This window comes from Sphaerotilus uruguayifluvii, assembly GCF_013294065.1.
Taxonomy (GTDB): Bacteria; Pseudomonadota; Gammaproteobacteria; order Burkholderiales; family Burkholderiaceae_C; genus Sphaerotilus; species Sphaerotilus uruguayifluvii.
This window is the reverse complement of the sequence record NZ_JABSNM010000001.1, coordinates 446,721-467,811: the sequence shown is the minus strand read 5'-3', so window position 1 is coordinate 467,811 and position 21,091 is coordinate 446,721. Positions and strand designations below refer to the sequence as shown.

General features: G+C 69.2%; 19 protein-coding genes and 1 riboswitch. Of the genes, 9 read left to right on the top strand and 10 right to left on the bottom strand.

Annotated features, from left to right (window positions below; translation table 11 throughout):
• The first annotated feature begins 135 nt into the window (after positions 1–135).
• Positions 136–1,716 carry a hypothetical protein gene (locus HNQ01_RS02100; protein ID WP_173803639.1) on the top strand — a complete coding sequence of 527 codons (1,581 nt, stop codon included), beginning with the start codon at positions 136–138 and terminating at the stop codon, positions 1,714–1,716.
• A gap of 244 nt (positions 1,717–1,960) precedes the next feature.
• Here HNQ01_RS02100 and HNQ01_RS02095 read toward each other — a convergent pair whose 3' ends face one another.
• On the bottom strand, positions 1,961–3,112 hold the full coding sequence (locus HNQ01_RS02095; RefSeq protein WP_286180396.1) for a CaiB/BaiF CoA transferase family protein: 1,152 nt from the start codon (positions 3,110–3,112) through the stop codon (positions 1,961–1,963).
• A gap of 211 nt (positions 3,113–3,323) precedes the next feature.
• Between HNQ01_RS02095 and HNQ01_RS02090 the strand changes: the two genes are divergently transcribed.
• Positions 3,324–3,563, top strand: coding sequence for a hypothetical protein (locus HNQ01_RS02090; RefSeq protein ID WP_173803638.1), 240 nt, complete (start codon positions 3,324–3,326; stop codon positions 3,561–3,563).
• A gap of 12 nt (positions 3,564–3,575) precedes the next feature.
• On the opposite strand, the gene rpe is transcribed toward HNQ01_RS02090, so the two are convergent.
• The 4 genes from rpe to HNQ01_RS02070 all read right to left on the bottom strand — a co-directional run bounded on the left by rpe (position 3,576) and on the right by HNQ01_RS02070 (position 5,796).
• On the bottom strand, positions 3,576–4,265 hold the full coding sequence (gene rpe, locus HNQ01_RS02085; RefSeq protein ID WP_173803637.1) for a ribulose-phosphate 3-epimerase: 690 nt from the start codon (positions 4,263–4,265) through the stop codon (positions 3,576–3,578).
• A 78-nt stretch (positions 4,266–4,343) separates the two neighbouring features.
• Positions 4,344–5,099, bottom strand: coding sequence for an SDR family oxidoreductase (locus HNQ01_RS02080; RefSeq protein ID WP_173803636.1), 756 nt, complete (start codon positions 5,097–5,099; stop codon positions 4,344–4,346).
• Entirely contained in the window at positions 5,096–5,518 is a 423-nt protein-coding gene (locus HNQ01_RS02075) for a dihydroneopterin aldolase (protein WP_173803635.1), read from the bottom strand. Before HNQ01_RS02075 ends, HNQ01_RS02080 begins: the two co-directional genes overlap by 4 nt.
• A gap of 59 nt (positions 5,519–5,577) precedes the next feature.
• A complete protein-coding gene (locus tag HNQ01_RS02070) occupies positions 5,578–5,796 on the bottom strand; it encodes a heavy-metal-associated domain-containing protein (protein WP_173803634.1) in 219 nt (72 codons plus the stop codon).
• A gap of 141 nt (positions 5,797–5,937) precedes the next feature.
• Between HNQ01_RS02070 and apaG the strand changes: the two genes are divergently transcribed.
• From apaG to mltA, 3 genes are all read left to right on the top strand, one after another.
• On the top strand, positions 5,938–6,312 hold the full coding sequence (apaG, locus tag HNQ01_RS02065) for a Co2+/Mg2+ efflux protein ApaG (RefSeq protein WP_173803633.1): 375 nt from the start codon (positions 5,938–5,940) through the stop codon (positions 6,310–6,312).
• Positions 6,309–8,399 carry a site-specific recombinase gene (locus HNQ01_RS02060; protein WP_286180395.1) on the top strand — a complete coding sequence of 697 codons (2,091 nt, stop codon included), beginning with the start codon at positions 6,309–6,311 and terminating at the stop codon, positions 8,397–8,399. Before apaG ends, HNQ01_RS02060 begins: the two co-directional genes overlap by 4 nt.
• 207 nt (positions 8,400–8,606) lie before the next feature.
• The gene (mltA, locus tag HNQ01_RS02055) at positions 8,607–9,914 is read left to right on the top strand and encodes a murein transglycosylase A (protein ID WP_286180394.1); all 1,308 of its coding nucleotides are present in this window, start codon (positions 8,607–8,609) and stop codon (positions 9,912–9,914) included.
• Positions 9,915–9,935: 21 nt separating this feature from the next.
• On the opposite strand, the gene HNQ01_RS02050 is transcribed toward mltA, so the two are convergent.
• From HNQ01_RS02050 to HNQ01_RS02040, 3 genes are all read right to left on the bottom strand, one after another.
• Positions 9,936–11,102, bottom strand: a complete 1,167-nt coding sequence (locus HNQ01_RS02050) for a GGDEF domain-containing protein (RefSeq protein WP_173803631.1) — start codon at positions 11,100–11,102, stop codon at positions 9,936–9,938.
• 86 nt (positions 11,103–11,188) lie between these two features.
• Positions 11,189–12,316: a GGDEF domain-containing protein gene (locus tag HNQ01_RS22530; protein WP_173803630.1), complete on the bottom strand. Its 1,128-nt coding sequence runs from the start codon at positions 12,314–12,316 to the stop codon at positions 11,189–11,191.
• Between the two features lie 65 nt (positions 12,317–12,381).
• Positions 12,382–12,924: an Lrp/AsnC family transcriptional regulator gene (locus HNQ01_RS02040; protein WP_173803629.1), complete on the bottom strand. Its 543-nt coding sequence runs from the start codon at positions 12,922–12,924 to the stop codon at positions 12,382–12,384.
• Between the two features lie 152 nt (positions 12,925–13,076).
• Between HNQ01_RS02040 and HNQ01_RS02035 the strand changes: the two genes are divergently transcribed.
• Together HNQ01_RS02035 and HNQ01_RS02030 are read left to right on the top strand one after the other, a co-directional pair.
• A complete protein-coding gene (locus HNQ01_RS02035) occupies positions 13,077–16,616 on the top strand; it encodes an indolepyruvate ferredoxin oxidoreductase family protein (protein ID WP_173803628.1) in 3,540 nt (1,179 codons plus the stop codon).
• Between the two features lie 96 nt (positions 16,617–16,712).
• Complete coding sequence (locus HNQ01_RS02030; RefSeq protein WP_173803627.1) at positions 16,713–18,086, top strand: esterase-like activity of phytase family protein; 1,374 nt, start codon at positions 16,713–16,715, stop codon at positions 18,084–18,086.
• Positions 18,087–18,099: 13 nt separating this feature from the next.
• Here HNQ01_RS02030 and HNQ01_RS02025 read toward each other — a convergent pair whose 3' ends face one another.
• Complete coding sequence (locus HNQ01_RS02025) at positions 18,100–18,600, bottom strand: 6,7-dimethyl-8-ribityllumazine synthase (RefSeq protein WP_173803626.1); 501 nt, start codon at positions 18,598–18,600, stop codon at positions 18,100–18,102.
• Positions 18,601–18,694: 94 nt separating this feature from the next.
• Positions 18,695–18,872: riboswitch (FMN riboswitch) on the bottom strand.
• 152 nt (positions 18,873–19,024) lie between these two features.
• Between HNQ01_RS02025 and HNQ01_RS02020 the strand changes: the two genes are divergently transcribed.
• Positions 19,025–20,140 (top strand): 6-carboxytetrahydropterin synthase, encoded by a 1,116-nt coding sequence (locus HNQ01_RS02020; RefSeq protein WP_173803625.1) that lies wholly within the window; start codon positions 19,025–19,027, stop codon positions 20,138–20,140.
• A complete protein-coding gene (gene queE / locus HNQ01_RS02015; protein ID WP_173803624.1) occupies positions 20,140–20,775 on the top strand; it encodes a 7-carboxy-7-deazaguanine synthase in 636 nt (211 codons plus the stop codon). Before HNQ01_RS02020 ends, queE begins: the two co-directional genes overlap by 1 nt.
• A 43-nt stretch (positions 20,776–20,818) precedes the next feature.
• Here queE and HNQ01_RS02010 read toward each other — a convergent pair whose 3' ends face one another.
• A complete protein-coding gene (locus HNQ01_RS02010; protein ID WP_173803623.1) occupies positions 20,819–21,040 on the bottom strand; it encodes a SlyX family protein in 222 nt (73 codons plus the stop codon).
• Between the last annotated feature and the right edge of the window lie 51 nt (positions 21,041–21,091).

Below are 21,091 nucleotides of genomic sequence, written 5' to 3'. Positions count from 1 at the left end.
AAGACTTCAATCTTGGCGCGGACTGATTTTCCGTTGTCCACAAGTTGAGATACAGCATCTTGGTTGTTACGCCGGAAAGGCGTGATGTCGATATTACGTTGACCTCTTGATTTTAATTAAAACTGGCAGAAGAAAATGCAATCCGGATCTTACATCAACCTAACTCTCACCAAAGAAAGTTTTGATCGACTAATTAATTTGTATGTTGATTGGTCTATCGGAATAAACAACTTCAGCAAAAAACGCATCGATAGAATCAAAAAAGGCATCCCCAAAGACATTGAAAAAGAAAATGTTTTACAAGGCGGTGATTTCAGAACCTCTGGAATTGGCGCGCTAAGAACTCGGGTTAGCCAGGACGGTAATCGATGGGTTCTACATTGGGTTCATCAGGATAGAAGCAAAAATATTGATGAGCGCTGGCACAATGTTGTTCTTATTGACAGAATTGAACAAAGAACTCGATTGCAGCATCTAACTGCAAGAACAACAGAATCGGGATCTCCCGCACCATTTGCTGCCGCCCCAGCAATACTACCAATACTTGTATCAGAGTTCGAAGACATCCACCCCTCAGAAATACAACTAGAACACCCGACAGCCATAAACTCTCACGAAATAAAAGATTTTGTTAACCAGTATCTTAAAAAATCCATATCAATTCCAATTATTTTGGTATCAAAAGACCAAGAAACAGAGAAATATTTGGTAGATATTCAAAAAATTTATAAATCTTTAAGGGGAACAGCCCACGTATTTGTATTAAACGACTCCAAATCAAGCTGGATTTTACGAGACGAATTAATTTCAGCGGGGTTACCGGAGGATATCGCCTGCCACAATGGAGCAATACGCGTAATTTCTGCATCAGATGCAAAAATAACAAAGAAAAATATATTTGGGTATTCTCCGAGATTTATACAAAAATTCCCAAATAAAATCAGAGATCAAGTAATTGGTGGACTCATTGTCAGGAATGTCGCAGGCAATAAAGCATCCTCATCAACACTTTCCATTATTGAGCAAATTGACTTGGCTCAGTGGAAAGAGCAAGCAAATTCAGCACTAATTACTCCGACGACCTCCCCTGTTGACACAACAGAAGAAATAACCGCACTAAGGGGACGTATTCAAACACTCGAAGACGCGCTCAAAAAATCACAAGATATGCAGAATTATTTTTCTGAAGAGCACACAAAAATAAGCAATGACCTTTGTTCAAAAGAGGCTCGCATTGCAGAGCTAGAACAACAACAAGTGGATACCGCTTTTGACTTTGAGCTTCAGAGCGCAAAAGATGCACTTCGCTTGGCGGAGAATATTTTTAAGGAAAAAATAATTGTCTTAGATTCTGCAAAAAAATCTGTCGCCAATTGTCAGTTTAGACACCCAAATGATCTTTTTGGGGCCATATCTATATTGGCAAATTCATGTGGCGAGACTTCATTTAATATATCGAGCGTGATTGAATCAAATTACGGAAACAGAGTAAAATGGAAACCGAAAGAACACGACAAAACCATGGATACCTATGGCAGTCAGCGAAAACACCTAGATTATGAGGGCAAAATAAAAACATTTCAAAAACATATCACACTCGGCCACGGGCAATTTGAGGCAAAATGCATGCAAGTTTATTATGATGCCGCGCCTGGAGGCAAAATTCAAATCGCGCACTGCGGAAAACATTTAAGCACATTTAGTCGAGACACCTAACTCACAACCCCTAAACCACCCACCGCGCGGGTCCGCAGTGGGCGACCCAACAATCTGGCCCGCGCCGCAAAGCTTGATTTCGGCGCCTTGCCAGACAGCCTGCGCAGACATGGGGCAGGCGTGGATCCTCGCGTTCGCGAGGATGACGGGGAGGGGGGGAGGAAGTGCGATGGGGGTGGGCTGCGGCGGGGGATCGTTGACGCGACCCCCGCGGAGTTTCGCCCGCAGGGGATGAAACGACGGCTCAGCGCAGCGTCAGCGCCGGTGCCGTCAGGCGCTGCATGCCCTCGGCCAGCGTCACCGGCGTCCGCCCGAAGAGCGCCTCGTGCGCGCCGAGCACCGGCGTGACGCAGCAGTCCGCGCCCGCGAACCGCTCGGCCCACACCGCCAGCGGCCGGCTGGCGATCAGCGCCGCCAGCTCGTCGATCAGCGCCCGCGCGCCCTCGCTGCCCGGCGCTTCGCCCAGGCTCCAGTGCCGCGCCGCCCAGTCGTCGCGCCCGAGCACCGCGCACACGCCCTGCCAGAACTTCAGCTCCAGCGCGCCCACCGCCAGCCAGCCGCCGTCGGCGCAGCGGTAGAGGTTGTAGCAGGGCACGCCGCCGTTGAGCAGCGAGGCGCCGGCCTGCGGCGAACGGCCGTCGGCCAGCGCGTCGGTGCCGAGGATCACCTGGTGCTGGCGCACCGCGTCGGTCATCGACACGTCGACCCAGCGCCCCTGCCCCGTCCACTGCGCGCCCAGCACGGCGGCCAGCGTGCCGATCGCCGCGGTCTGCGCGCCGCCGAGCTGGTCGGCGATCTGCAGGTGGCTGAAGACCGGGCGGCCGTCATCGGGCGTGCGCGTCTGGTCGACCACGCCGGCCAGCGCCAGGTAGTTCAGGTCGTGCCCGGCCGCCAGCCGCAGCGGCCCGTCCTGGCCGTAGCCGCTGATGCTGGTCAGCACGATGGCCGGATTGATCGCCCGCAGCGCCTCGTAGCCCAGGCCGAGCCGTTCCATCACGCCGGGCCGGAAGCCCTCGACGACCGCATGCGCCTCGCGCACCAGCGCGCGCAAGTGGTCGAGCTGCTCGGGCTGCTTCAGGTCGAGCACCAGCCGGCGCTTGCCGTGATTGACGACGCGGTAGAAGTGCGAGACGCCGGCTTCACCCGGCCCCATGTACGCCGCGTCATCGCCCGGCAGGCCGGGGCGGCCGGGCAACGGCGGCTCGACCTTGAGCACCTGCGCGCCCAGATCGGCCAGGTGCCGGCACGCCATCGGGCCGGGCAGCAGCCGCGACAGGTCCAGCACGCGCAGCGGCGCCAGCACCGCCTGACGTGCGTCCGGCATCGGCCCGTCATGCGCCCGCACGGGTTCCGATTCGTTCCAGGCCAGGTTCCAGCAGCAGGAAGTTGAGGTCATGGATTGCAGCTTTCGGATGCGGCGGTCGATAAGCCTGGGCGGACGCTCCTGCCGTCTCGCGTGCGGTTCTCGCCAAAGAGCCCTGACGGGCGCATCGGTCGAGCCATGTCCCTTCATCCAGGGGATCGTGAAGACGGATCAGGGTTTCTACAGTGTGTGCACAGCAGCGTCGCAGAACGCCGCAGATGAAAAAATCCAGAGGTTCCCTGACATGGACACATCCCTGAGCAAGCGGCTGCCATGGCGCCTGCTGAGCGTGCTGACCGGCTCGCTGCTGGTGGCCGGCACGGCCGGCGCGATGACCGGCGCCCTCGATCTGCCGGTCCTCGGCCCGCTGTTCGTGCAGACCGAGCGCGTCGAGAGCACGCCGCTGGAGCGCGGCGCGCTGGCGGTCGGCGGCCTGATCGCGCTGATCTTCATCAGCCGGCGCCGGCATCCCGGCCGGCTCTGACCGCCCGGCGGCTCAGCGCGCCAGCTCGGCGCGCATCGCGTCGATGACCGCCTTGTAGTCGGGCGCGTTGAAGATCGCGCTGCCGGCCACGAAGGTGTCGGCGCCGGCGTCGGCGATGCGGCGGATGTTGTCGGTCTTGACGCCGCCGTCGATCTCCAGGCGGATGTCGCGGCCCGAGGCGTCGATGATGCGGCGCACCTTCTCGGCCTTCTTCAGCGTGCTGTCGATGAAGCTCTGGCCGCCGAAGCCGGGGTTGACGCTCATCAGCAGCACCACGTCGACCTTGTCGATCACCCACTCCAGCACATCGACCGGCATGTGCGGGTTGAAGACCAGGCCGGCCTGCACGCCTTCGGCCTTGATCAGCTGCAGCGTGCGGTCGACGTGCGTCGAGGCGTCCGGGTGGAAGGTGACGATGTCGGCACCGGCCTTGCAGAAGGCCTGGGCCAGCGCGTCGACCGGCTGCACCATCAGATGCACGTCGATCGGCGCCGGGGTTCCATCCGGTTTCACGGCGTGCTTCTTCAGCGCCTGGCAGACCATCGGGCCGAAGGTCAGGTTGGGCACGTAATGGTTGTCCATCACGTCGAAGTGGATCCAGTCGGCGCCGGCGGCCAGCACGTTCTTGACTTCCTCGCCCAGGCGGGCGAAGTCGGCCGACAGGATCGACGGGGCGATGCGGTAGGTGGGGGTGGAGCTCATGGCCCGGAATTCTAGGGGCCGGTAACACGGCAGTTTCAGGAATCTCCCGGGGGTCCCGCGCCACGCGCGCCAGCCGCCTCAGGCCGCCGGCTCCTTCCACTGGCGCAGGTGCTGGCCGGCATCGACGAAGATCGTCTGCGCGGTCACCCGGCGGGCGTCCAGCAGCCAGGCCACCGCATCGGCCACCTCGGCCGGATCGACCGCGCCCTGCAGCGGCGTGGCGCGCGCGGCGGCCTCGAAGGCGGCCCGGTCGGCCTCGGGCAGCGGCAGCGTCGGCCCCGGCGCGACCGCGTTGACCCGGAACGGCGCCAGCGCCAGCGCCAGGCGCTTCATCGCCGCATGCATCGCGCCCTTGGACAGGCAGTAGCTCAGGAACTGCTCGTGCAGGTTCTCGACGTTCTGGTCCAGCAGCAGCACCGCCTGGCCGCGCGGGCAGGCCCGCGCCAGCGCCAGCATCATCCGCACCGGCGTCTCGTAGTGGACCGCGTGGTGCATCTGCCAGCGCGTGCCGGTCACGCTGTCGCGGTCGTCGTTCTCGAAGGCGCTGGCGTTGTGGACCAGCGCGATCTCGGCGCCCTCGCCCACCGCCTCGCGCAGCCGCGCCAGCAGCGCCTCGAAGGAGGCCAGCGCCGCCTCCGGCTCGGCCAGATCGGCCACCCAGATGCCGGGCGAGGCCGCGCCGTGCAGTTCGTGCGCCAGCGCCTCGGCGCGTGCGGCGCCCTGGCGCGCATGCACCAGCACCGTCCAGCCGCGCGCGGCCAGCGTGCGCGAGATCACCTCGCCGACCCGCGCATGGCCGCCGGTGACCAGCGCCAGCCGCTGCGGCGCGCTCATGCCCGGACCCGGGCCCGCGCGCGCGCCGCCGCGTCGACCTTCATCAGCAGGTCGCGGTCGACATGGGTGAAGAAGCCGATGCTCTCGACGCCCTCGTAGCGCTCGGTCTTGCGGATGCGCACGTCGACGCTCTCGACATGCTCGCTCTCGAGCACCCGGCGCGCGATCTTCAGCGCCATCGACTCCTGCAGGATGTGGTGGCCCTCGGCGACCGTCGTGGTGATCGCGTCGAGCGCCTGCAGGTAGTCGTAGGGCATCTCGTAGCGGTCGAGATACAGGGCCGGATCGAAGAACAGGTTCACCCGCAGGTCGACGATCGTCTCCTGGGTGACGCCATGCTCGTCGGGCGCGCAGCCGATCTGGGCGCGCGCCCGATAGCCGTTGATCTCGAAATGCGGATTCGGGGTGCTGCTGGGCATGCCGTTTTCTATCACGCCCGGCAACTCCCCGCGCGACGCCGCAGCGTTCGGGGACAGCGTCAGGCCGGCAGCGCCGCCTCGAAGCCGGCGTCGTCGATCGCGGCCAGCAGCTGCTGCGGCGTGACCTGCGCGGCGTCGAAGCGCACGCTCGCCTCGCCGCGCTCGAGCGAGACCTCCGCGCGCTCGACGCCGGGCAGCGCCGACAGCACGCCGCTCACGCTGCGCACGCAGCCGCCGCAGCTCATGCCGGAAATCTTCAGGGTCAGTTCGGTGGACATCGCGATTCCTTTCGCCAGGATGAAGAGGCAGGTACCCCGCCAAGTATAAGAACCGGTTCCGTGCCCTGCACTGACAAGGGACGGAACGTGAGGAATGTCCTGAAACATCAGGACATTCCCCAGGCGTCTATGATGCCCCGCATGCCCAAGCCCCAGTTCACCTGCACCGTCACGCCCGCGTATCTGGCCGAGCAGTCCGATGCGGCCCAGGGAATCTATGCGTTCTCCTACACCGTCACCGTGGTCAACACCGGTGAGGTCCCCGGCCAGCTCATCGGCCGGCACTGGGTCATCGTCGATGGCGCCGGCCATGTCGAGGAGGTGCGCGGCCTGGGCGTCGTCGGCCACCAGCCGATGCTGCAGCCCGGCGAGCGCTTCGAGTACACCAGCTGGACGCGGCTGGCCACGCCGCGCGGACGCATGAAGGGCACCTATTTCTGCATGACCGACGAGGCCCGTCCCTTCGAGGTCGAGATCGCCGAATTCGAGCTGTCGCAGGCTCACGCGCTGCATTGAAGGGGCTGCTGCAGTCGATCCGTGGCGGCCTGAACCTGGGCCGGGCCGCCGACTGGGACCTCAGCGCGCTGCTGAACGCGGCCGACGCACGCGCGCCGCGACCCGAACGCCATCTGTGGCTGATCCGGCTGGCCGAATGGCTGCGCCGCCCGATCGGCCGCCAGGAGCCGCTCGACGGCACCGGCGCCGCAGCCGGCGAAGCCGGCGCGACGCCGGTGGCGGTGCGCCGGCTGCGGCTGATGCTCGACGTGCTCGAGCGCCATCCCGAGCACGCGCTCCGGGTGCGCGCCCAGCTGCGCTCGATCTTCGGCACGCTCGACGCGGCCACGCTGCTGGCGGACTTCGGCTTCTCGCCGCGCTCGGGCTTCGGCAGCGAGTTCTCCGAGCGGCTGCGCGCGCGGCTGCTGCCGGCCACGCCCGACACCGGCGACCTCGGCCAGCTCTTCCAGATGGTGCTGTCCGACCGCGGCGACGCCGGCTGGCTGGAGACGCTCGACGAGACGACGCTGCAGCGCCTGGGCGCGCTGCTGCTCGACGACACGCTGCGCGCGCAGTGGCACCGGGCGGCGGTCGATTCGGTGCAGATGCTCGCCAGCCAGATCCGCGCCGTCGGCCTGTCGGCGTCGATCCGCCCGCGGCTCGATCCGGCGCTGCTGGCCGACCGCCCCTTCTTCCAGCTCGCGCAATGTGCCGCGCAGCTCTCCGAGGTCGATGAGGCCGGCGACGCGCTGGCGCGCCGCCAGCAGATCCACTACCTGCGCGCGCTGCTGGCGACCTGCCGGCGCGCGATCGACAGCGTGCGCGACCACCTCGAGGAGCACGGTGTCTCGGTCGACATCGTCTTCCAGGTCGAGCAGCTGCACGAGCGCTGCGAGCGCATCGAGGCGCTGCTGAACTGCCTGATGTCGACGACGCCGGCGCGCGACTGGCAATGGCTGATGGCGCAGCTCGCGCGCGGCGTGCAGACGCGGCGCAGCCTGGGTGCGCTGTTCTCGCACCACTACTCGATGCTCGCGCGCAAGGTCGCCGAGCGCAGCGCCGCCACCGGCGAGCACTACATCACCCGCAACCGCGCCGAATGGCTGGACATGCTGCGCCGCGCCTGCGGCGGCGGCCTGGTGATCTCGGGCACGACGCTGCTGAAGTTCGCGATCGGCGCGATGGGGCTGTCGGCCTTCTGGGGCGGCTTCTGGGCCGGCATCAACTACGCGATCAGCTTCGTGCTGGTGCAGCTGCTGCACTGGACGGTGGCGACCAAGCAGCCGGCGATGACCGCGCCGGCGATGGCCGCCAAGCTCGAGCAGGTCGGCGGCAGCGACGCGGCGATCGAGGACTTCGTCGACGAGGTCGCGCACCTGCTGCGCACGCAGATCGCCGGCATCATCGGCAACGTCATGACGGTGGCGCCGGTCGTGCTGCTGCTGCAGCTGCTGGCCTGGCAGCTGCAGGGCGCGCCGCTGGTGTCGGCCGCCACCGCGCACCACGCGCTCGACAAGCTGGTGCTGCCCGGGCCGACGCTGGCCTACGCGGCCTTCACCGGCGTGCTGCTGTTCGCCTCCAGCCTGATCGCCGGCTGGGTCGAGAACGCCTTCGTCTTCCACCGGATCGACAGCGCGATCGCCTGGAACCCGGCCTTCGTGCGCTGGCTGGGCAGCTCGCGCGCGCAGCGCTGGGCGCGCTGGTGGCGCGCCAGCATCTCGGGGCTGGCGGCGAACATCTCGCTGGGCCTGATGCTGGGCATCGTGCCGGCGCTGGCCGCCTTCTTCGGGCTGCCGATCGAGGTGCGCCACGTCACGCTGTCGGCCGGCCAGATCGGCGCGGCGCTGGGCACGCTGGGCGTGCAGGCGCTGCACGAGCCGGTCTTCTGGTGGAGCGTCGCGGCCATTCCGCTGACCGGCATGCTCAACGTGCTGGTGAGCTTCCTGCTGGCCTTCCGGCTGGCGCTGCGCTCGCGCGGCCTGAAGGTGCGCGAGCGCAGCCGCCTGTACGCGGCGCTGCGCCGCCGGCTGCGCCAGGCCCCGGCCAGCTTCCTGTGGCCGACCGCGCGGCTCGAGCAGGACGCCGCCGCGCAGCCCGAGCACCGCTGAGGACCGACGAGGCCCGTCCGGACCGGCGTTTTCCGCCCACCCGGCCGACGGCGGTCGCGCTACAGTCGCGGCCGCGGCCGGTCGGGCGCTCAGTCCGGGCGCCTGTCGCTGCGGCGCTCGCCGCCGCGCCGGCCTGCGAACATCGTCCACCAGACGATGCCCACCAGCAGGGCCCCGGCCCCGAGAGCCTCCAGAATCACCAGCGTCATGTCGTTCCCGTCCTTCCGCCTGCCTTCGTCCCGCCGACTGCCGACCGCCGGCCTGCCGAGCCTGGCGACGGCACTGATTCTAGGCACGCTGGCCGGCTGCGGCAGCTCGCCGCCGGCTCCGGCGCCGCTGCCGCCGCTGGAGATCCCGCCGTCGGTGCAGACGCCGCCGCCGAGCTCGACCGATGCCGAGGTGCGCATGACGCCGCGCGGGCGCTGGGTGCGCGCCGAGTGGCGCGACCTGCCCGGCTGGGAGCAGGACACGCTGACACTGGCCTGGCCGGCGCTGCTGCGCAGCTGCGACAAGGTGCTGACCGCCGCCAACAGCGGCAACACCAGCGGCCGCGGCCTGGCCGCCGCCGCGGTGGCCACCGGCAACGTCAGCCTGAACCCGTACGCGGTCGCCTCGGCGTGGAACGCCACCTGCCGCGAGGTGCGCCGCCTCGGCGCCACGCCCGGCGAGGCGCAGGTGCGCCAGCTGCTGCAGCAGCGCCTGCAGCCCTGGCGCATCGAGACCGCCGAGGGCCGCACCGACGGCCTGCTGACCGGCTACTTCGAGCCGCTGCTCGAGGCCAGCCGGGTGCGCACCGAGCGCCACACCGTGCCGGTGCATGCCGCGCCGGCCGACCTCGGCACGCGCAAGCCCTGGTACACCCGCGCCGAGATCGACACGCTGCCGGCCGCTCAGACGGCGCTCAAGGGCCGCGAGATCGCCTGGCTGAGCGATCCGATGGACCTGCTGCTGGTGCAGATCCAGGGCTCCGGCCGGCTGACCTTCACCGATGCCGCAGGCCGGCGCAGCATGGTCCGGCTGGCCTTCGCCGGCCACAACGACCAGCCCTACCAGTCGGTCGGCCGCTGGCTGGTCGACCAGGGCGCGTTCACGCTCGAGCAGGCGAGCTGGCCGGCGATCCGCCAGTGGTCGCGCCAGAACCCGCAGCGGGTGCGCGAGATGCTGGCGGTCAACCCGCGCTATGTCTTCTTCCGCGAGGAGCCGCTGGCCGATCCGTCGATCGGCGCGCTGGGCGCGCAGGGCGTGCCGCTGACGCCGGGCCGCTCGATCGCGGTCGACAAGGACAGCATCCCGTACGGCACGCCGGTCTGGCTCGCCAGCACCGAGCCGCAGCCGTGGAGCGCGACGCCGCCGACGCCGCGGCCGATGCAGCGCCTGGTCGTCGCGCAGGACACCGGCAGCGCGATCACCGGCTCGGTGCGCGCCGACTACTTCTGGGGCTGGGGCGACGGCGCCGAGGACCGCGCCGGCCGCACCAAGCAGCCGCTGCGGCTGTGGGCGCTGTGGCCGAAGTGACAAAGTGAGCCCGGCGGCGGCTCACTCGAGCTCGGTGCGACCGCGCCCGGCCTCCTTGGCGCGGTACATCGCCTGATCGGCGCGCTCGATGACGGCCTCGATGTCATCGGGGCCGCGGCAGTCGCCGACGCCGGCCGAGAAGCTCAGCGCCAGCGTCGGCGCCACCCCGGGCAGCGGATGGCGCCCCAGGCGCTGGCGCAGCCGGTCGACGCAGGCACGCGCCGACATGCTGGCCGTCTCCGGCAGCAGCAGCAGGAACTCCTCGCCGCCCCAGCGCCCGACGATGTCGGTGCTGCCGCGCAGCTCCTCCTGCGCCAGCCGCGCGAAATGGCACAGCGCCCGGTCGCCGATCTGGTGGCCGTGCTCGTCGTTGATGCGCTTGAAGTGGTCGAGGTCGATCAGCACCACCGCCAGCGGCGCGGCGTCGACGCTGCGCCGCTCGAGCATCTCGCGCAGCGTGCGCCGGTTGGGCAGGCCGGTCAGCTCGTCGCGGGTGGCCATCTCGTGGATCCTGGCCAGCGCCTGGCGCAGCTCCTCGCGCTGGCCCGACAGCCGCGCGCGCATGCGGCCGAAGCGGATCGTCAGGATCGACACCGATCCCAGCGCCAGCGCCGCGATCGCGGCATGGACGATCTCGACCTCGGACGGATGCCGTTCCGGGTCGAGCCGGTTGCCCAGCACCATCACGGTGGCCAGCAGCAGCGCCGCCAGCAGCGCCATCGCCCGCGCCTGCCCGGGGCGCAGCACGAACATGCCGAAGGTGAGCACGACCATCAGCATCACGATCACCACGCCGCGCGCCGCGCCCATCACCGCATAGGCCCCGCAGACCTCGACGATCGCGCAGACCATCTGCGCCAGCGTCAGCGAGGGCTCGGGCGGATGCAGCGCCTCGTTCAGGCCGCTGCGGATCAGCAGCAGGAAGCCCCCGGCGGTCGACAGGCTGAAGGCCGTCAGCACGCCCGCCGCGCGTTCGTCGGCCAGGCCGAGCAGCACGGCGGCCTGCAGGATCAGCGCAAAGAGCAGGAACACGCCCAGCGACAGCAGCGTCTGCGACACCCGCACCCGCTGCTTGCCCGCCGGCCCGAGCACCCAGCGGGCGACGGTCCGGGTCAGCGGCCCGGACGGCGGAGCGGCGGCCGAGGATCCCGGGGGCGGTGACGGCGGAGGCAGGGACGGCGCGGACATGCCGGCCTATCGACGCGCGGCGCCCCGACTTGAAAAAGCCCAGGAGCGGCGCTCGGGAATGCGATCGGGACGCGGGCCCGAAAGGCTCAGGCCGGCTCGGAGCGGTCGCGCCCGGCGGCCTTGGCCCGGTAGAGCGCCCGGTCGGCGCGCTCGATCGCGCTGTCGATGTCGCCCTGGCCAAGGCACAGGCCGACGCCGGCCGAGAAGCTCACCTGCATGCCCGGCTCGATGCCGTCGAAGGGCTGCAGGCGCAGGCCCTCGCGCAGCCGCTCGACCGCCTGCAGCGCCTGCGCCGCGTCGGTGCCGGGCAGCAGCAGCAGGAATTCCTCGCCGCCCCAGCGCGCCAGCACGTCGGCGCCGCGCAGCTCGGCCTCGAGCCGGCGCGCGAAGCCGCGCAGCACCTCGTCTCCGGCGGCATGGCCGAGGCGGTCGTTGATCTGCTTGAAATGGTCGATGTCGAGCAGCGCCAGCGACAGCGGCGCCTTCAGCCGGGCGTGGCGCGCGGTCTCGGTCAGCAGCAGCTCGCCCATCGCGCGGCGGTTGGGCAGGCCGGTCAGATCATCGCGGGTGGCGATCTCGCTGAGCTGCTCGAGCGCACGGGCCAGCGCGGTGCGCTGGTCGCGCAGGCGCTGGCGCAGCCGCGCCAGCCGCATCGACAGCAGCGTCACGCCGGTCAGCACCAGCGCGGTCAGCGCCAGGTGCACCGCCTCGACGTCGGCACGGTAGCGGAAAGGGTCGGCCAGCGTCATCGCGTGCATGACCGCCGCCAGCAGCAGCAGCGCGACCGCCGCCAGCAGCACCGCCTGCCGGCGCCCCAGCGCGAACATCGAGAACATCACCACGACGACCAGCAGCGCCAGCACCGCGCCGCGTGCCGCGCCGGTGACCGCATAGACCCAGGTGACCAGCATCAGGCCGATCAGCGACTGCGGCAGCGTCAGCGAGGGCTCGCAGCCCCAGACGGCTGCCAGCGCGCGGTTGCGGCCGCTGCGCATCAGCGCATAGCCCGACAGCCCGGCCAGCAGCATCGCCAGCGCCGGCGGCTGCACGCGGGCCCGGTCGAGCAGCGCCCCCTCGCCGGCGCTGCCCAGCCACAGCAGCAGCGCCAGCGCCAGGTAGCCCGTCAGCCCGATCAGGCTCTGGGTGATGCGCCAGCGCTGCGGGCCGGGAGCACCGAGCAGCTGCTCGACAGCACGGTTCGAGAGGGAATTCACGAAAATATGGAAACATTGTGTTACCTTCGTGAATATTGAACGATTTGTGCCGCTCTGCCCATCCCTCAGTTCCGGCCACGCAAGTGCGTGAGCGGCCAGACCGATCCGGCCGACTTGACCTCGCCGAGCGAGAAGCTGGTGTGCATGTCCTTGACGTTCGGCAGCTTGAAGAGTGTGTCCCGGGCCCATCGCGAGTAAGCGTCCAGATCGGTGGTGACCACCTGCAGCTCGAAGGTGCCGGTGCCGCTGATGTAGTGGCACGCCACCACCTCGGGCAGCGCGCGGATGCCATCCTCGAGGGCCTGTGTTGCTGCGGCGTTGTTTCGTTCTGCGTCGATGCGAACGAATGCAAAGACGCCCAGGCCGATTCGCCTTCTGTCGATTTCCGCACGGTAGCCGGTGATGTAGCCCTCCTCCTCGAGCCGCTTCACCCGCCGCCAGGTGGGTGCGGCCGACAGGCCGATGCGGGTGGCCAGCTCGGCGTTCGAGAGCCGGCCGTCGCGCTGCAGCTCGCCCAGAATCGCGATGTCGTAGCGGTCCAGATCGATGCCCGCCGGCGTGCGGGTTATCCCTGAAATCGCGTTTTCCTGAAATTCTCTTTCGCTCATGATCTTTTCCGGGAATGACTGTTGCCCAGATTAGCGGATAGACGCCATCGAAAGAAAACACCTCTCGGCACGCCCCTCCTAGACTGGCGGCATCGGCGCCGACCGGACACCCGCTCCATGCGCGCCCCCATTCACGAGATGGAGACCGCCTGATGAACGCCCCGCTGCCCGACGCCGTGCGCCGCGCCCTCGAGCACATCACGCTCGACGACAAGTACACCCTGGACCGCGGCCGCGCCTTCATGAGCGGCGTGCAGGCGCTGGTGCGGCTGCCGATGCTGCAGCGGCAGCGCGACCGCGCCGCCGGCCTGGACACCGCCGGCTTCATCAGCGGCTACCGCGGCAGCCCGCTGGGCACCTACGACCAGTCGCTGTGGGCGGCGAAGAAGCATCTGGCCGAGCACCGCATCGTCTTCCAGCCCGGCGTCAACGAGGAGCTGGCCGCCACCGCGGTCTGGGGCACGCAGCAGCTCGACCTGTTCCCGCAGACGAAAAGGCACGACGGCGTCTTCGGCATCTGGTACGGCAAGGGTCCGGGCGTGGACCGCTGCATCGATGTCTTCAAGCACGCCAACATGGCCGGCACCGCGCGCCACGGCGGCGTGCTGGCCATCGCCGGCGACGACCACATCGCCAAGAGCAGCACCGCCGCGCACCAGAGCGACCATGTCTTCAAGGCCTGCGGCATGCCGGTGTTCTTCCCGAGCACGGTGCAGGAGATCCTCGACCACGGCCTGCACGCGATCGCGCTGAGCCGCTACGCCGGCGTCTGGTCCGGCATGAAGACGATCCAGGAGGTGGTGGAGTCGTCGTCGTCGGTCAGCGTCGATCCGGACCGGGTGGACATCGTGCTGCCCGAGGACTTCCTGATGCCGCCCGGCGGCCTGCACATCCGCTGGCCGGATGCGCCGCTGGAGCAGGAGGCACGGCTGATGGACCACAAGTGGTATGCCGCGCTGGCCTACATCCGCGCCAACCGGCTCAACCACAACGTCGTCGAGGGCCCGAACGACCGCTTCGGCCTGATCGCCAGCGGCAAGGCCTACAACGACCTGCGCCAGGCGCTGCACGACCTGGGCCTGGACGACGGCACCTGCCGCGCGCTGGGCGTGCGGGTGCACAAGGTCGGCGTGGTCTGGCCGCTGGAGGCGAGCATCACCCGCCGGTTCGCGCAGGGCCTGCAGGAGATCCTGGTCGTCGAGGAAAAGCGCCAGATGATCGAGTACCAGCTGAAGGAGGAGCTGTACAACTGGCGCGCCGACGTGCGCCCGAACGTGCTGGGCAAGTTCGACGAGCCCGACGGCGACCAGAGCGGCGGCGAATGGTCGATGCCCAACCCGAGCCAGAACTGGCTGCTGCGCGCCAAGGCCGACCTGACGCCGTCGATCATCGCCCGCGCGGTGGCCCGGCGCCTGAAGCGCCTGGGCGTGCCGGCCGACGTGGCCGCGCGCATGGACGAGCGGCTGCGCGTCATCGACGCGCGCGAGCAGGCGCTGGCCGCCCAGGCGAAGACGCCGGTGGGCGAGCGCACGCCGTGGTTCTGCTCGGGCTGTCCGCACAACACCAGCACCCGGGTGCCGGAGGGCTCGCGCGCGCTGGCGGGCATCGGCTGCCACTACATGGCGACCTGGATGGACCGCGACACCGTCACCTTCAGCCAGATGGGCGGCGAGGGCGTGGCCTGGGTCGGCCAGGCGCCCTTCACCACCGACGCGCATGTCTTCGCCAACCTCGGCGACGGCACCTACTTCCACAGCGGCCTGCTGGCGATCCGCCAGTCGATCGCCTCGGGCGTCAACATCACCTACAAGATCCTCTACAACGACGCGGTGGCGATGACCGGCGGCCAGCGCGTCGGCGAGCGCCCGGAAGGCCACTCGGTGCCGCAGATCATGCAGACGCTGGTGGCCGAGGGTGTCGCGAAGCTGGTCATCGTCACGGACGATCCGGCCAAGTACGCCGGCGTGGCGCTCTCGCCCGGCGTGACGGTCCACCACCGCGACGAGCTCGACGCGATCCAGCGCCAGTTCCGCGCGCTGAAAGGCACGACCGCGATCATCTACGACCAGACCTGCGCGACCGAGAAGCGCCGGCGCCGCAAGCGCGGCCTGATGGCCGATCCCGCCAAGCGCGTCGTCATCAACGAGGCGGTCTGCGAGGGCTGCGGCGACTGCTCGGTGCAGAGCAACTGCCTGAGCGTCGAGCCGGTCGAGACCGAGTTCGGCCGCAAGCGCCGCATCAACCAGAACTCCTGCAACAAGGACTTTTCCTGCGTGAAGGGCTTCTGCCCGAGCTTCGTCACCGTCGAGGGCGGGCAGCTCCGGACGCCGCAGCGCCAGAAGAAGGGCGACCTGGCCGCGCTGCCGCCGCTGCCCGAGCCGGCGCTGCCGGTGGCCGAGAGCGCCTGGGGCATCGTCGTGGCCGGCGTCGGCGGCACCGGCGTCATCACCATCGGCCAGATCCTGGGCATGGCCGCGCACCTGGAGGGCAAGGGCGTGGTGACGCAGGACGCCGCCGGCCTGGCGCAGAAGGGCGGCGCGACCTGGAGCCACATCCAGATCGCCAACCGGCCCGAGGCCATCTTCACCACCAAGGTCGACACCGCGCAGGCCGATCTGGTCATCGCCTGCGATCCGCTGGTGGCGGCGCAGCGCCCGACGCTGGCGACGATGCAGCCCGGGCGCACCTGGGTGGCGCTGAACCGCCACGGCACGCCGACCGCCAGCCTGGTGCGCAATCCCGACTGGCAGTTCCCGGAGGCCGGCTGCGACGGCGCGCTGGAGCGGGCGGTCGGCGCGCAGGGCCTGGGCGCCTTCGACGCCGAGCAGGCTGCCACCGAGCTGCTCGGCGACTCGATCTACGCCAACCCGCTGCTGCTCGGCTACGCCTGGCAGCACGGCCGCATCCCGCTGGGCCGCGCCGCGATCCTGCGCGCGATGGAACTCAACGGCGTGCAGGTCGCCGCCAACCAGGCCGCCTTCGAATGGGGCCGGCGCTGCGCCCATGATCCGTCGGGCGTGCGCAGCCTGTTCGCGGCGCAGAAGGTGATCCAGATCGTGCGCCGGCCCTCGCTCGACGAGACGATCGCCCGCCGCGCCGAGTTCCTCTCGGCCTACCAGAACGCCGCCTATGCCGAGCAGTACCGCGCCTTCGTCGCCCGGGTGCGCGAGGCCGAGGCGCCGCTCTCCAGCACCCGGCTGACCGAGGCGGTCGCGCAGGGCCTGTTCAAGCTGATGGCCTACAAGGACGAGTACGAGGTCGCGCGGCTGCACGCCGATGCCGCCTTCGCCGCGAAGATCGGCGAGATGTTCGAGGGCGAAGTCAAGCTGGTGCACCACTTCGCGCCGCCGATCCTGGGCCGCACCGACGTGCAGGGGCGACCGCTCAAGCAGGCCTTCGGGCCGTGGATGCACAAGGCGCTACCGTGGCTGGCGAAGCTGAAGTTCCTGCGCGGCACCGCCTTCGACCCCTTCGGCCGCACAGATGAGCGCCGCACCGAGCGGGCGCTGATCCAGCAGTACCGCGCCAGCGTCGAGGCGCTGCTGGCGCGGCTCTCGAAGGAGCGGCTGGACACCGCGGTCGAGATCGCCCGGCTGCCGCTGGAGATCCGCGGCTTCGGGCATGTGAAGGCGGCGAATCTGGAGAAGGTGCGGGCGAAGTGGGCCGCGCTCGAGGCCGGCGGCCGGGGCTGAGGCGCCGGCCGGCGTGACCGGTGTGCGCCGGTCACGCCCCTTTCACGCCCGCTGCCTAGCATCCGGCGCATTCCCACCGCCTCACCGGATGCGCCGATGTCCCTGCTGTCCCGCCTCGTCGCCCTCGCCTGCCTGGGCGCTGCCGCCCTGACCGCGCAGGCCCAGACCGAAGTGACCGCCGTGCTGGCCGGTCACGCACTGCTGCCGCACGACACCACGGTGGCCGCGCCGCGTGACGCCGGCGCCTTCTTCGCCACGGCCGGCAAGTTCACCGCGCCGAGCAGGCTGCGCACCGAGACGCTCGGCGCCATCCCCGCCAACACCTTCGTCGGCGACCCGAAACATCCGCGCGCGTCCGGCGGCGCGCTGCCGGTGCGCGGCCAGTCGGTGCAGGGCTTCTCGGCCATCGTCTCGCTGGGCGGCGACCGCTTCCTGGCGATGACCGACAACGGCTTCGGCAGCAGGATCAACTCGCAGGACGCGCTGCTGATGGTGCATCGCCTGAAGGTCGACTGGGCGACCGGCCGGGTGCAGCGCGAGCACACCACCTTCCTGCGCGATCCGCAGCGGCGCATTCCGTTCGCGATCCAGAACGAGGCCACCCGCGAGCGCTACCTGACCGGCGCCGACCTCGACATCGAGTCGCTGCAGCAGGTCGGCGACGAGTGGTGGATCGGCGACGAGTTCGGCCCCTACGTGATCCGCTTCGACGCGCAGGGCCGCGCGCTCGGCCTGATCGAGACGCAGGTCGGCGACAGGACCTACCGCAGCCCGGACCACTACCTGCAGGGCCGCCTGCCGAACTACCCCGGCGAGGCCGGCGGCTGGGAGGTGCGCCGCTCGGGCGGCTTCGAGCCGATGGCGAAGTCGCCGGACGGCCGCACGCTCTACCCGATGTTCGAGTGGCCGCTGTGGGACGCCGCCGCGAAGGCGCAGGAAAGCCACGAGGGCCGCCCGTACACGCGCATCCTCGAACTCGACGTCGCCAGCCGGCGCTACACCGGCCGGCAGTGGAAATACCGCTTCGAGGCGGCCGGCAACGTCGCGGCCGACTTCCAGCTGCTCGACGCCACGACCGGCCTGGTGATCGAGCGCGACGACGCGACCGAGGGCGCCGGCCCGGGCTGCCCGGACGAGCCGCGCACCGACTGCTTCACCCGGCCGGCGAAGTTCAAGCGCATCTACAAGATCGACCTGGCCCAGGCGGACGCCGACGGCTTCGTGAAGAAGATCGCCTTCATCGACCTGACGAAGATCGCCAACCCGAAGCGCCTGGCCCATGCCGGCCCGAACGAGGACGTGTTCGTGCTGCCGCACCTGGGGCCGGAAGGGCTGGCGCGGGTCGACGCGCGCCACATCGTCGTCGTCAACGACAACAACTTCCCGTTCTCGTCGGGCCGCCGCCTGGGCAAGCCGGACGACAACGAGCTGACGCTGCTCGACATCGGCGCGCTGGTCGACGCGAAGTAAGGCGGGCCGAGCCTCAGCGCGCCGTCAGCGTCGACACCCGCTGGTGCAGCGCGACCGTCTGCAGCGTGGCGCGCGCGGCCTCCTGGCCCTTGATGACGAAATGCGCGGTGAACCACTCGCGGTGGGTGGCGTGCTCGTGGAACTGGTGCGGGGTCAGCACCGCCGAGAGCACCGGCACGCCGCTGTCGAGCTGCACGCGCATCAGGCCGTCGATCACCGCGGTGGCGACGAAGTCGTGGCGGTAGACGCCGCCGTCGACCACCAGGCCGAAGGCGACGATGGCGTCGTAGTGGCCGGACTCGGCCAGGCGGCGCGCCAGCAGCGGGATCTCGAAGGCGCCGGGCACGTCGAAGTGCTCGACCGCCTCGGCGGCGACGCCGCTGCGCCCCAGCTCGGCGACGAAGGCGTCGCGCGCCTGGTGGACGATGTCGGTGTGCCAGGAGGCGCTGATGGCCGCGACGCGGCGCACGCCAGCGGCGGAGGAAGAAGCAAGAGAAGCAGTGGACTGATTCATGGTGAGCGAAACGGGCTCGAGGCCCGGGACACGGAGGCCAGAATCAGGGCGCAGGAACGCGCAGGCGCCCTCGCGGTCACGCGGCGGCGCCGAGCGCGGTTCTCTTTCATCCGGACTGTGACCGTCGGCTCCGGAGTCGCACCGGATCTGCTGACCCCGGCAACCAGGACGGCTGCCGGGCGCTCGCGGGCTCGACGGCCGGCCCGCCCCCGAAGGAGCGCGCCGGCCGGCTGACCGCCGGTGGGGACTTCCACCCCGCCCTGAGAACGCAGGTGCCGCGCTCGTGTCGGCTTCTGCAGGCTTCTTGCAGATTCAGATCACGGAACGGCACCGGGAGGCGAGTGTAGCCGCGCCAGTGCGCCCCGGCTGTCGCCAAGGTCACCCCGGACGGCGACAATCACGCCCTGCATTGCCGTCCCGCCCCATGTCCCCACGCTCCTTCCATTCCGCCTCGGCCGGCTTCGAGGCCGCGCTGCATGTCGATCTGCTGCCCGAGGGCCACCGCTCGCGCCGGCTGCACGGCCACAGCTTCTTCGCCGCGGTGCGCGCCGAGCTGCCCGCGGGCTGGGCGCCCTTCGCCGGCGGCGAGGTCGCCGAGCTGCAGCGCCGCATGGAGGCCTGCTGCGCGCCGCTCGACTACGCGCTGCTCAACGAGGTCGAGGGCCTGGGCGCGCCGACCGACGAGAACATCGCGCGCTGGATCCGCCGCCGCCTCGAGGGCGAGTTCGGCGTGCCCGGCATCGAGCAGGTCGGCGTGCAGAGCACCGCGCACACCGGCGTCGACCTCGACCGCGCCGGCCACGCCCACCTGTGGCGGCGCTACCGCTTCCAGGCCGCGCACCGCCTGCCCAACGTGCCCGCCGGCCACAAGTGCGGCCGCATGCACGGCCACGGCTTCGAGGTGATCCTGCATGCCGACCAGGACATCGGCGAAAGCGACCTCGGCCTCGACTACGACCGCATCGACGACATCTGGGCGCCGCTGCACTTCGAGCTGAACTACCAGTGCCTGAACGAGATCGAGGGCCTGGAGAACCCGACCAGCGAGGTGATCTCGGCCTGGCTGTGGCGGCGCCTCAAGCCCCTGCTGCCCGAGCTGTCCTGGGTCACGGTCTACGAGACGGGCTCGTGCGGGGCCAACTTCGACGGCCAGAACTACCGCATCTGGAAGGAGATGACCTTCGACAGCGCGATCCGGCTCAAGCACGCGCCCGAGGGCAGCCCGCTGCGCGGCATCCACGGCCACACCTGGGCGCTGCGGCTGCACCTGAACGCGCCGCTGGACGCGGTGATGGGCTGGACGGTCGACTTCGGCGACGTCAAGACGCTGTTCGATCCGGTCTTCAAGGCCATCGACCACCGCCCGCTGTTCGAGAACGAGGCCATCGACGACGGCGACGCGCTCTCGCTGGCGCGCTGGGTGCTGGCGCAGGGGCGCGCGGTGCTGCCGCAGCTCGACCGCATCGATGTCTACGAGACCCGCGGCAATGGCGCCATCGTGCTGGCCAGCGCGCGCGCCGACGAACTGGTGCCCGTCTGATGAGCTACGCCGTCAAGGAAATCTTCTACACGCTGCAGGGCGAGGGCGCACAGGCCGGCCGCGCGGCGGTGTTCTGCCGCTTCGCCGGCTGCAACCTCTGGAGCGGACGCGAGAGCGACCGCGCCACGGCCGTCTGCACCTTCTGCGACACCGACTTCGTCGGCACCGACGGCCAGAACGGCGGCAAGTTCGCCAGCGCCGATGCGCTGGCCGACGCGGTGGCGGCGCGCTGGCCGGCAGGCGCCGGCGGACGGCCCTACGTGGTGTGCACCGGCGGCGAGCCGCTGCTGCAGCTCGACGACGAGCTGGTCGAGGCCTTTCACGCCCGCGGCTTCGAGGTCGCGGTCGAGACCAACGGCACGCAGCCCGCACCCGCGGGCCTGGACTGGATCTGCGTCAGCCCCAAGGCCGACGCGCCGCTGCTGCTGACCGCGGGCGACGAGCTGAAGCTCGTCTACCCGCAGCCGCTGGCCCGGCCCGAGCGCTTCGAGCATCTGGCCTTCGACCACTTCTTCCTGCAGCCGATGGACGGCCCGGACCGGCGAGACCACACCCGCGCCGCGACCGACTACTGCATGGCCCACCCGCAATGGCGCCTGGGCGTGCAGATGCACAAGATCGTCGGCATCGAATGAGGCGCGGGGAGCGGGGCGCGGGCCGTGACGGCTCGCCTCCGCTTCACCAGTGCGGCGGGATCTCGTCGCGCGGGTCACGCGCACCGGCTCCGCCCGAGGCGGCGGCAGCCTCGCCGAGCTGGCGGTTCAGCCGCGCCACCTCGCGCACCAGCAGGTCGATCTGCTGCTGCTGGCGCGCGACGACGCCGTTGAGGTGGTCGAGCAGGTCGTCGGCATAGCTGGCCTTGATCTCCAGCTCGGTCAGGCGGGCGTCGGGGGTCGTCATCGCGCGATTGGACCCGATCCCGACCCGCTTGCGCCAGCGCAAGCCCCTTCA

Excerpts from the sequence above, each read along its gene's own strand:
- HNQ01_RS02035 (WP_173803628.1), top strand. The coding sequence starts at position 13,077 with ATGAACGCCCCGCTGCCCGACGCCGTGCGCCGCGCCCTCGAGCACATC.
- HNQ01_RS02050 (WP_173803631.1), bottom strand. The coding sequence starts at position 11,102 with ATGTCCGCGCCGTCCCTGCCTCCGCCGTCACCGCCCCCGGGATCCTCG.
- rpe (WP_173803637.1), bottom strand. The coding sequence starts at position 4,265 with ATGAGCTCCACCCCCACCTACCGCATCGCCCCGTCGATCCTGTCGGCC.
- queE (WP_173803624.1), top strand. The coding sequence starts at position 20,140 with ATGAGCTACGCCGTCAAGGAAATCTTCTACACGCTGCAGGGCGAGGGC.
- HNQ01_RS02010 (WP_173803623.1), bottom strand. The coding sequence starts at position 21,040 with ATGACGACCCCCGACGCCCGCCTGACCGAGCTGGAGATCAAGGCCAGC.
- HNQ01_RS02100 (WP_173803639.1), top strand. The coding sequence starts at position 136 with ATGCAATCCGGATCTTACATCAACCTAACTCTCACCAAAGAAAGTTTT.
- HNQ01_RS02080 (WP_173803636.1), bottom strand. The coding sequence starts at position 5,099 with ATGAGCGCGCCGCAGCGGCTGGCGCTGGTCACCGGCGGCCATGCGCGG.
- HNQ01_RS02095 (WP_286180396.1), bottom strand. The coding sequence starts at position 3,112 with ATGACCTCAACTTCCTGCTGCTGGAACCTGGCCTGGAACGAATCGGAA.
- HNQ01_RS02030 (WP_173803627.1), top strand. The coding sequence starts at position 16,713 with ATGTCCCTGCTGTCCCGCCTCGTCGCCCTCGCCTGCCTGGGCGCTGCC.
- apaG (WP_173803633.1), top strand. The coding sequence starts at position 5,938 with ATGCCCAAGCCCCAGTTCACCTGCACCGTCACGCCCGCGTATCTGGCC.
- mltA (WP_286180394.1), top strand. The coding sequence starts at position 8,607 with ATGTCGTTCCCGTCCTTCCGCCTGCCTTCGTCCCGCCGACTGCCGACC.
- HNQ01_RS02020 (WP_173803625.1), top strand. The coding sequence starts at position 19,025 with ATGTCCCCACGCTCCTTCCATTCCGCCTCGGCCGGCTTCGAGGCCGCG.
- HNQ01_RS02090 (WP_173803638.1), top strand. The coding sequence starts at position 3,324 with ATGGACACATCCCTGAGCAAGCGGCTGCCATGGCGCCTGCTGAGCGTG.
- HNQ01_RS02075 (WP_173803635.1), bottom strand. The coding sequence starts at position 5,518 with ATGCCCAGCAGCACCCCGAATCCGCATTTCGAGATCAACGGCTATCGG.
- HNQ01_RS02040 (WP_173803629.1), bottom strand. The coding sequence starts at position 12,924 with ATGAGCGAAAGAGAATTTCAGGAAAACGCGATTTCAGGGATAACCCGC.
- HNQ01_RS02025 (WP_173803626.1), bottom strand. The coding sequence starts at position 18,600 with ATGAATCAGTCCACTGCTTCTCTTGCTTCTTCCTCCGCCGCTGGCGTG.
- HNQ01_RS02070 (WP_173803634.1), bottom strand. The coding sequence starts at position 5,796 with ATGTCCACCGAACTGACCCTGAAGATTTCCGGCATGAGCTGCGGCGGC.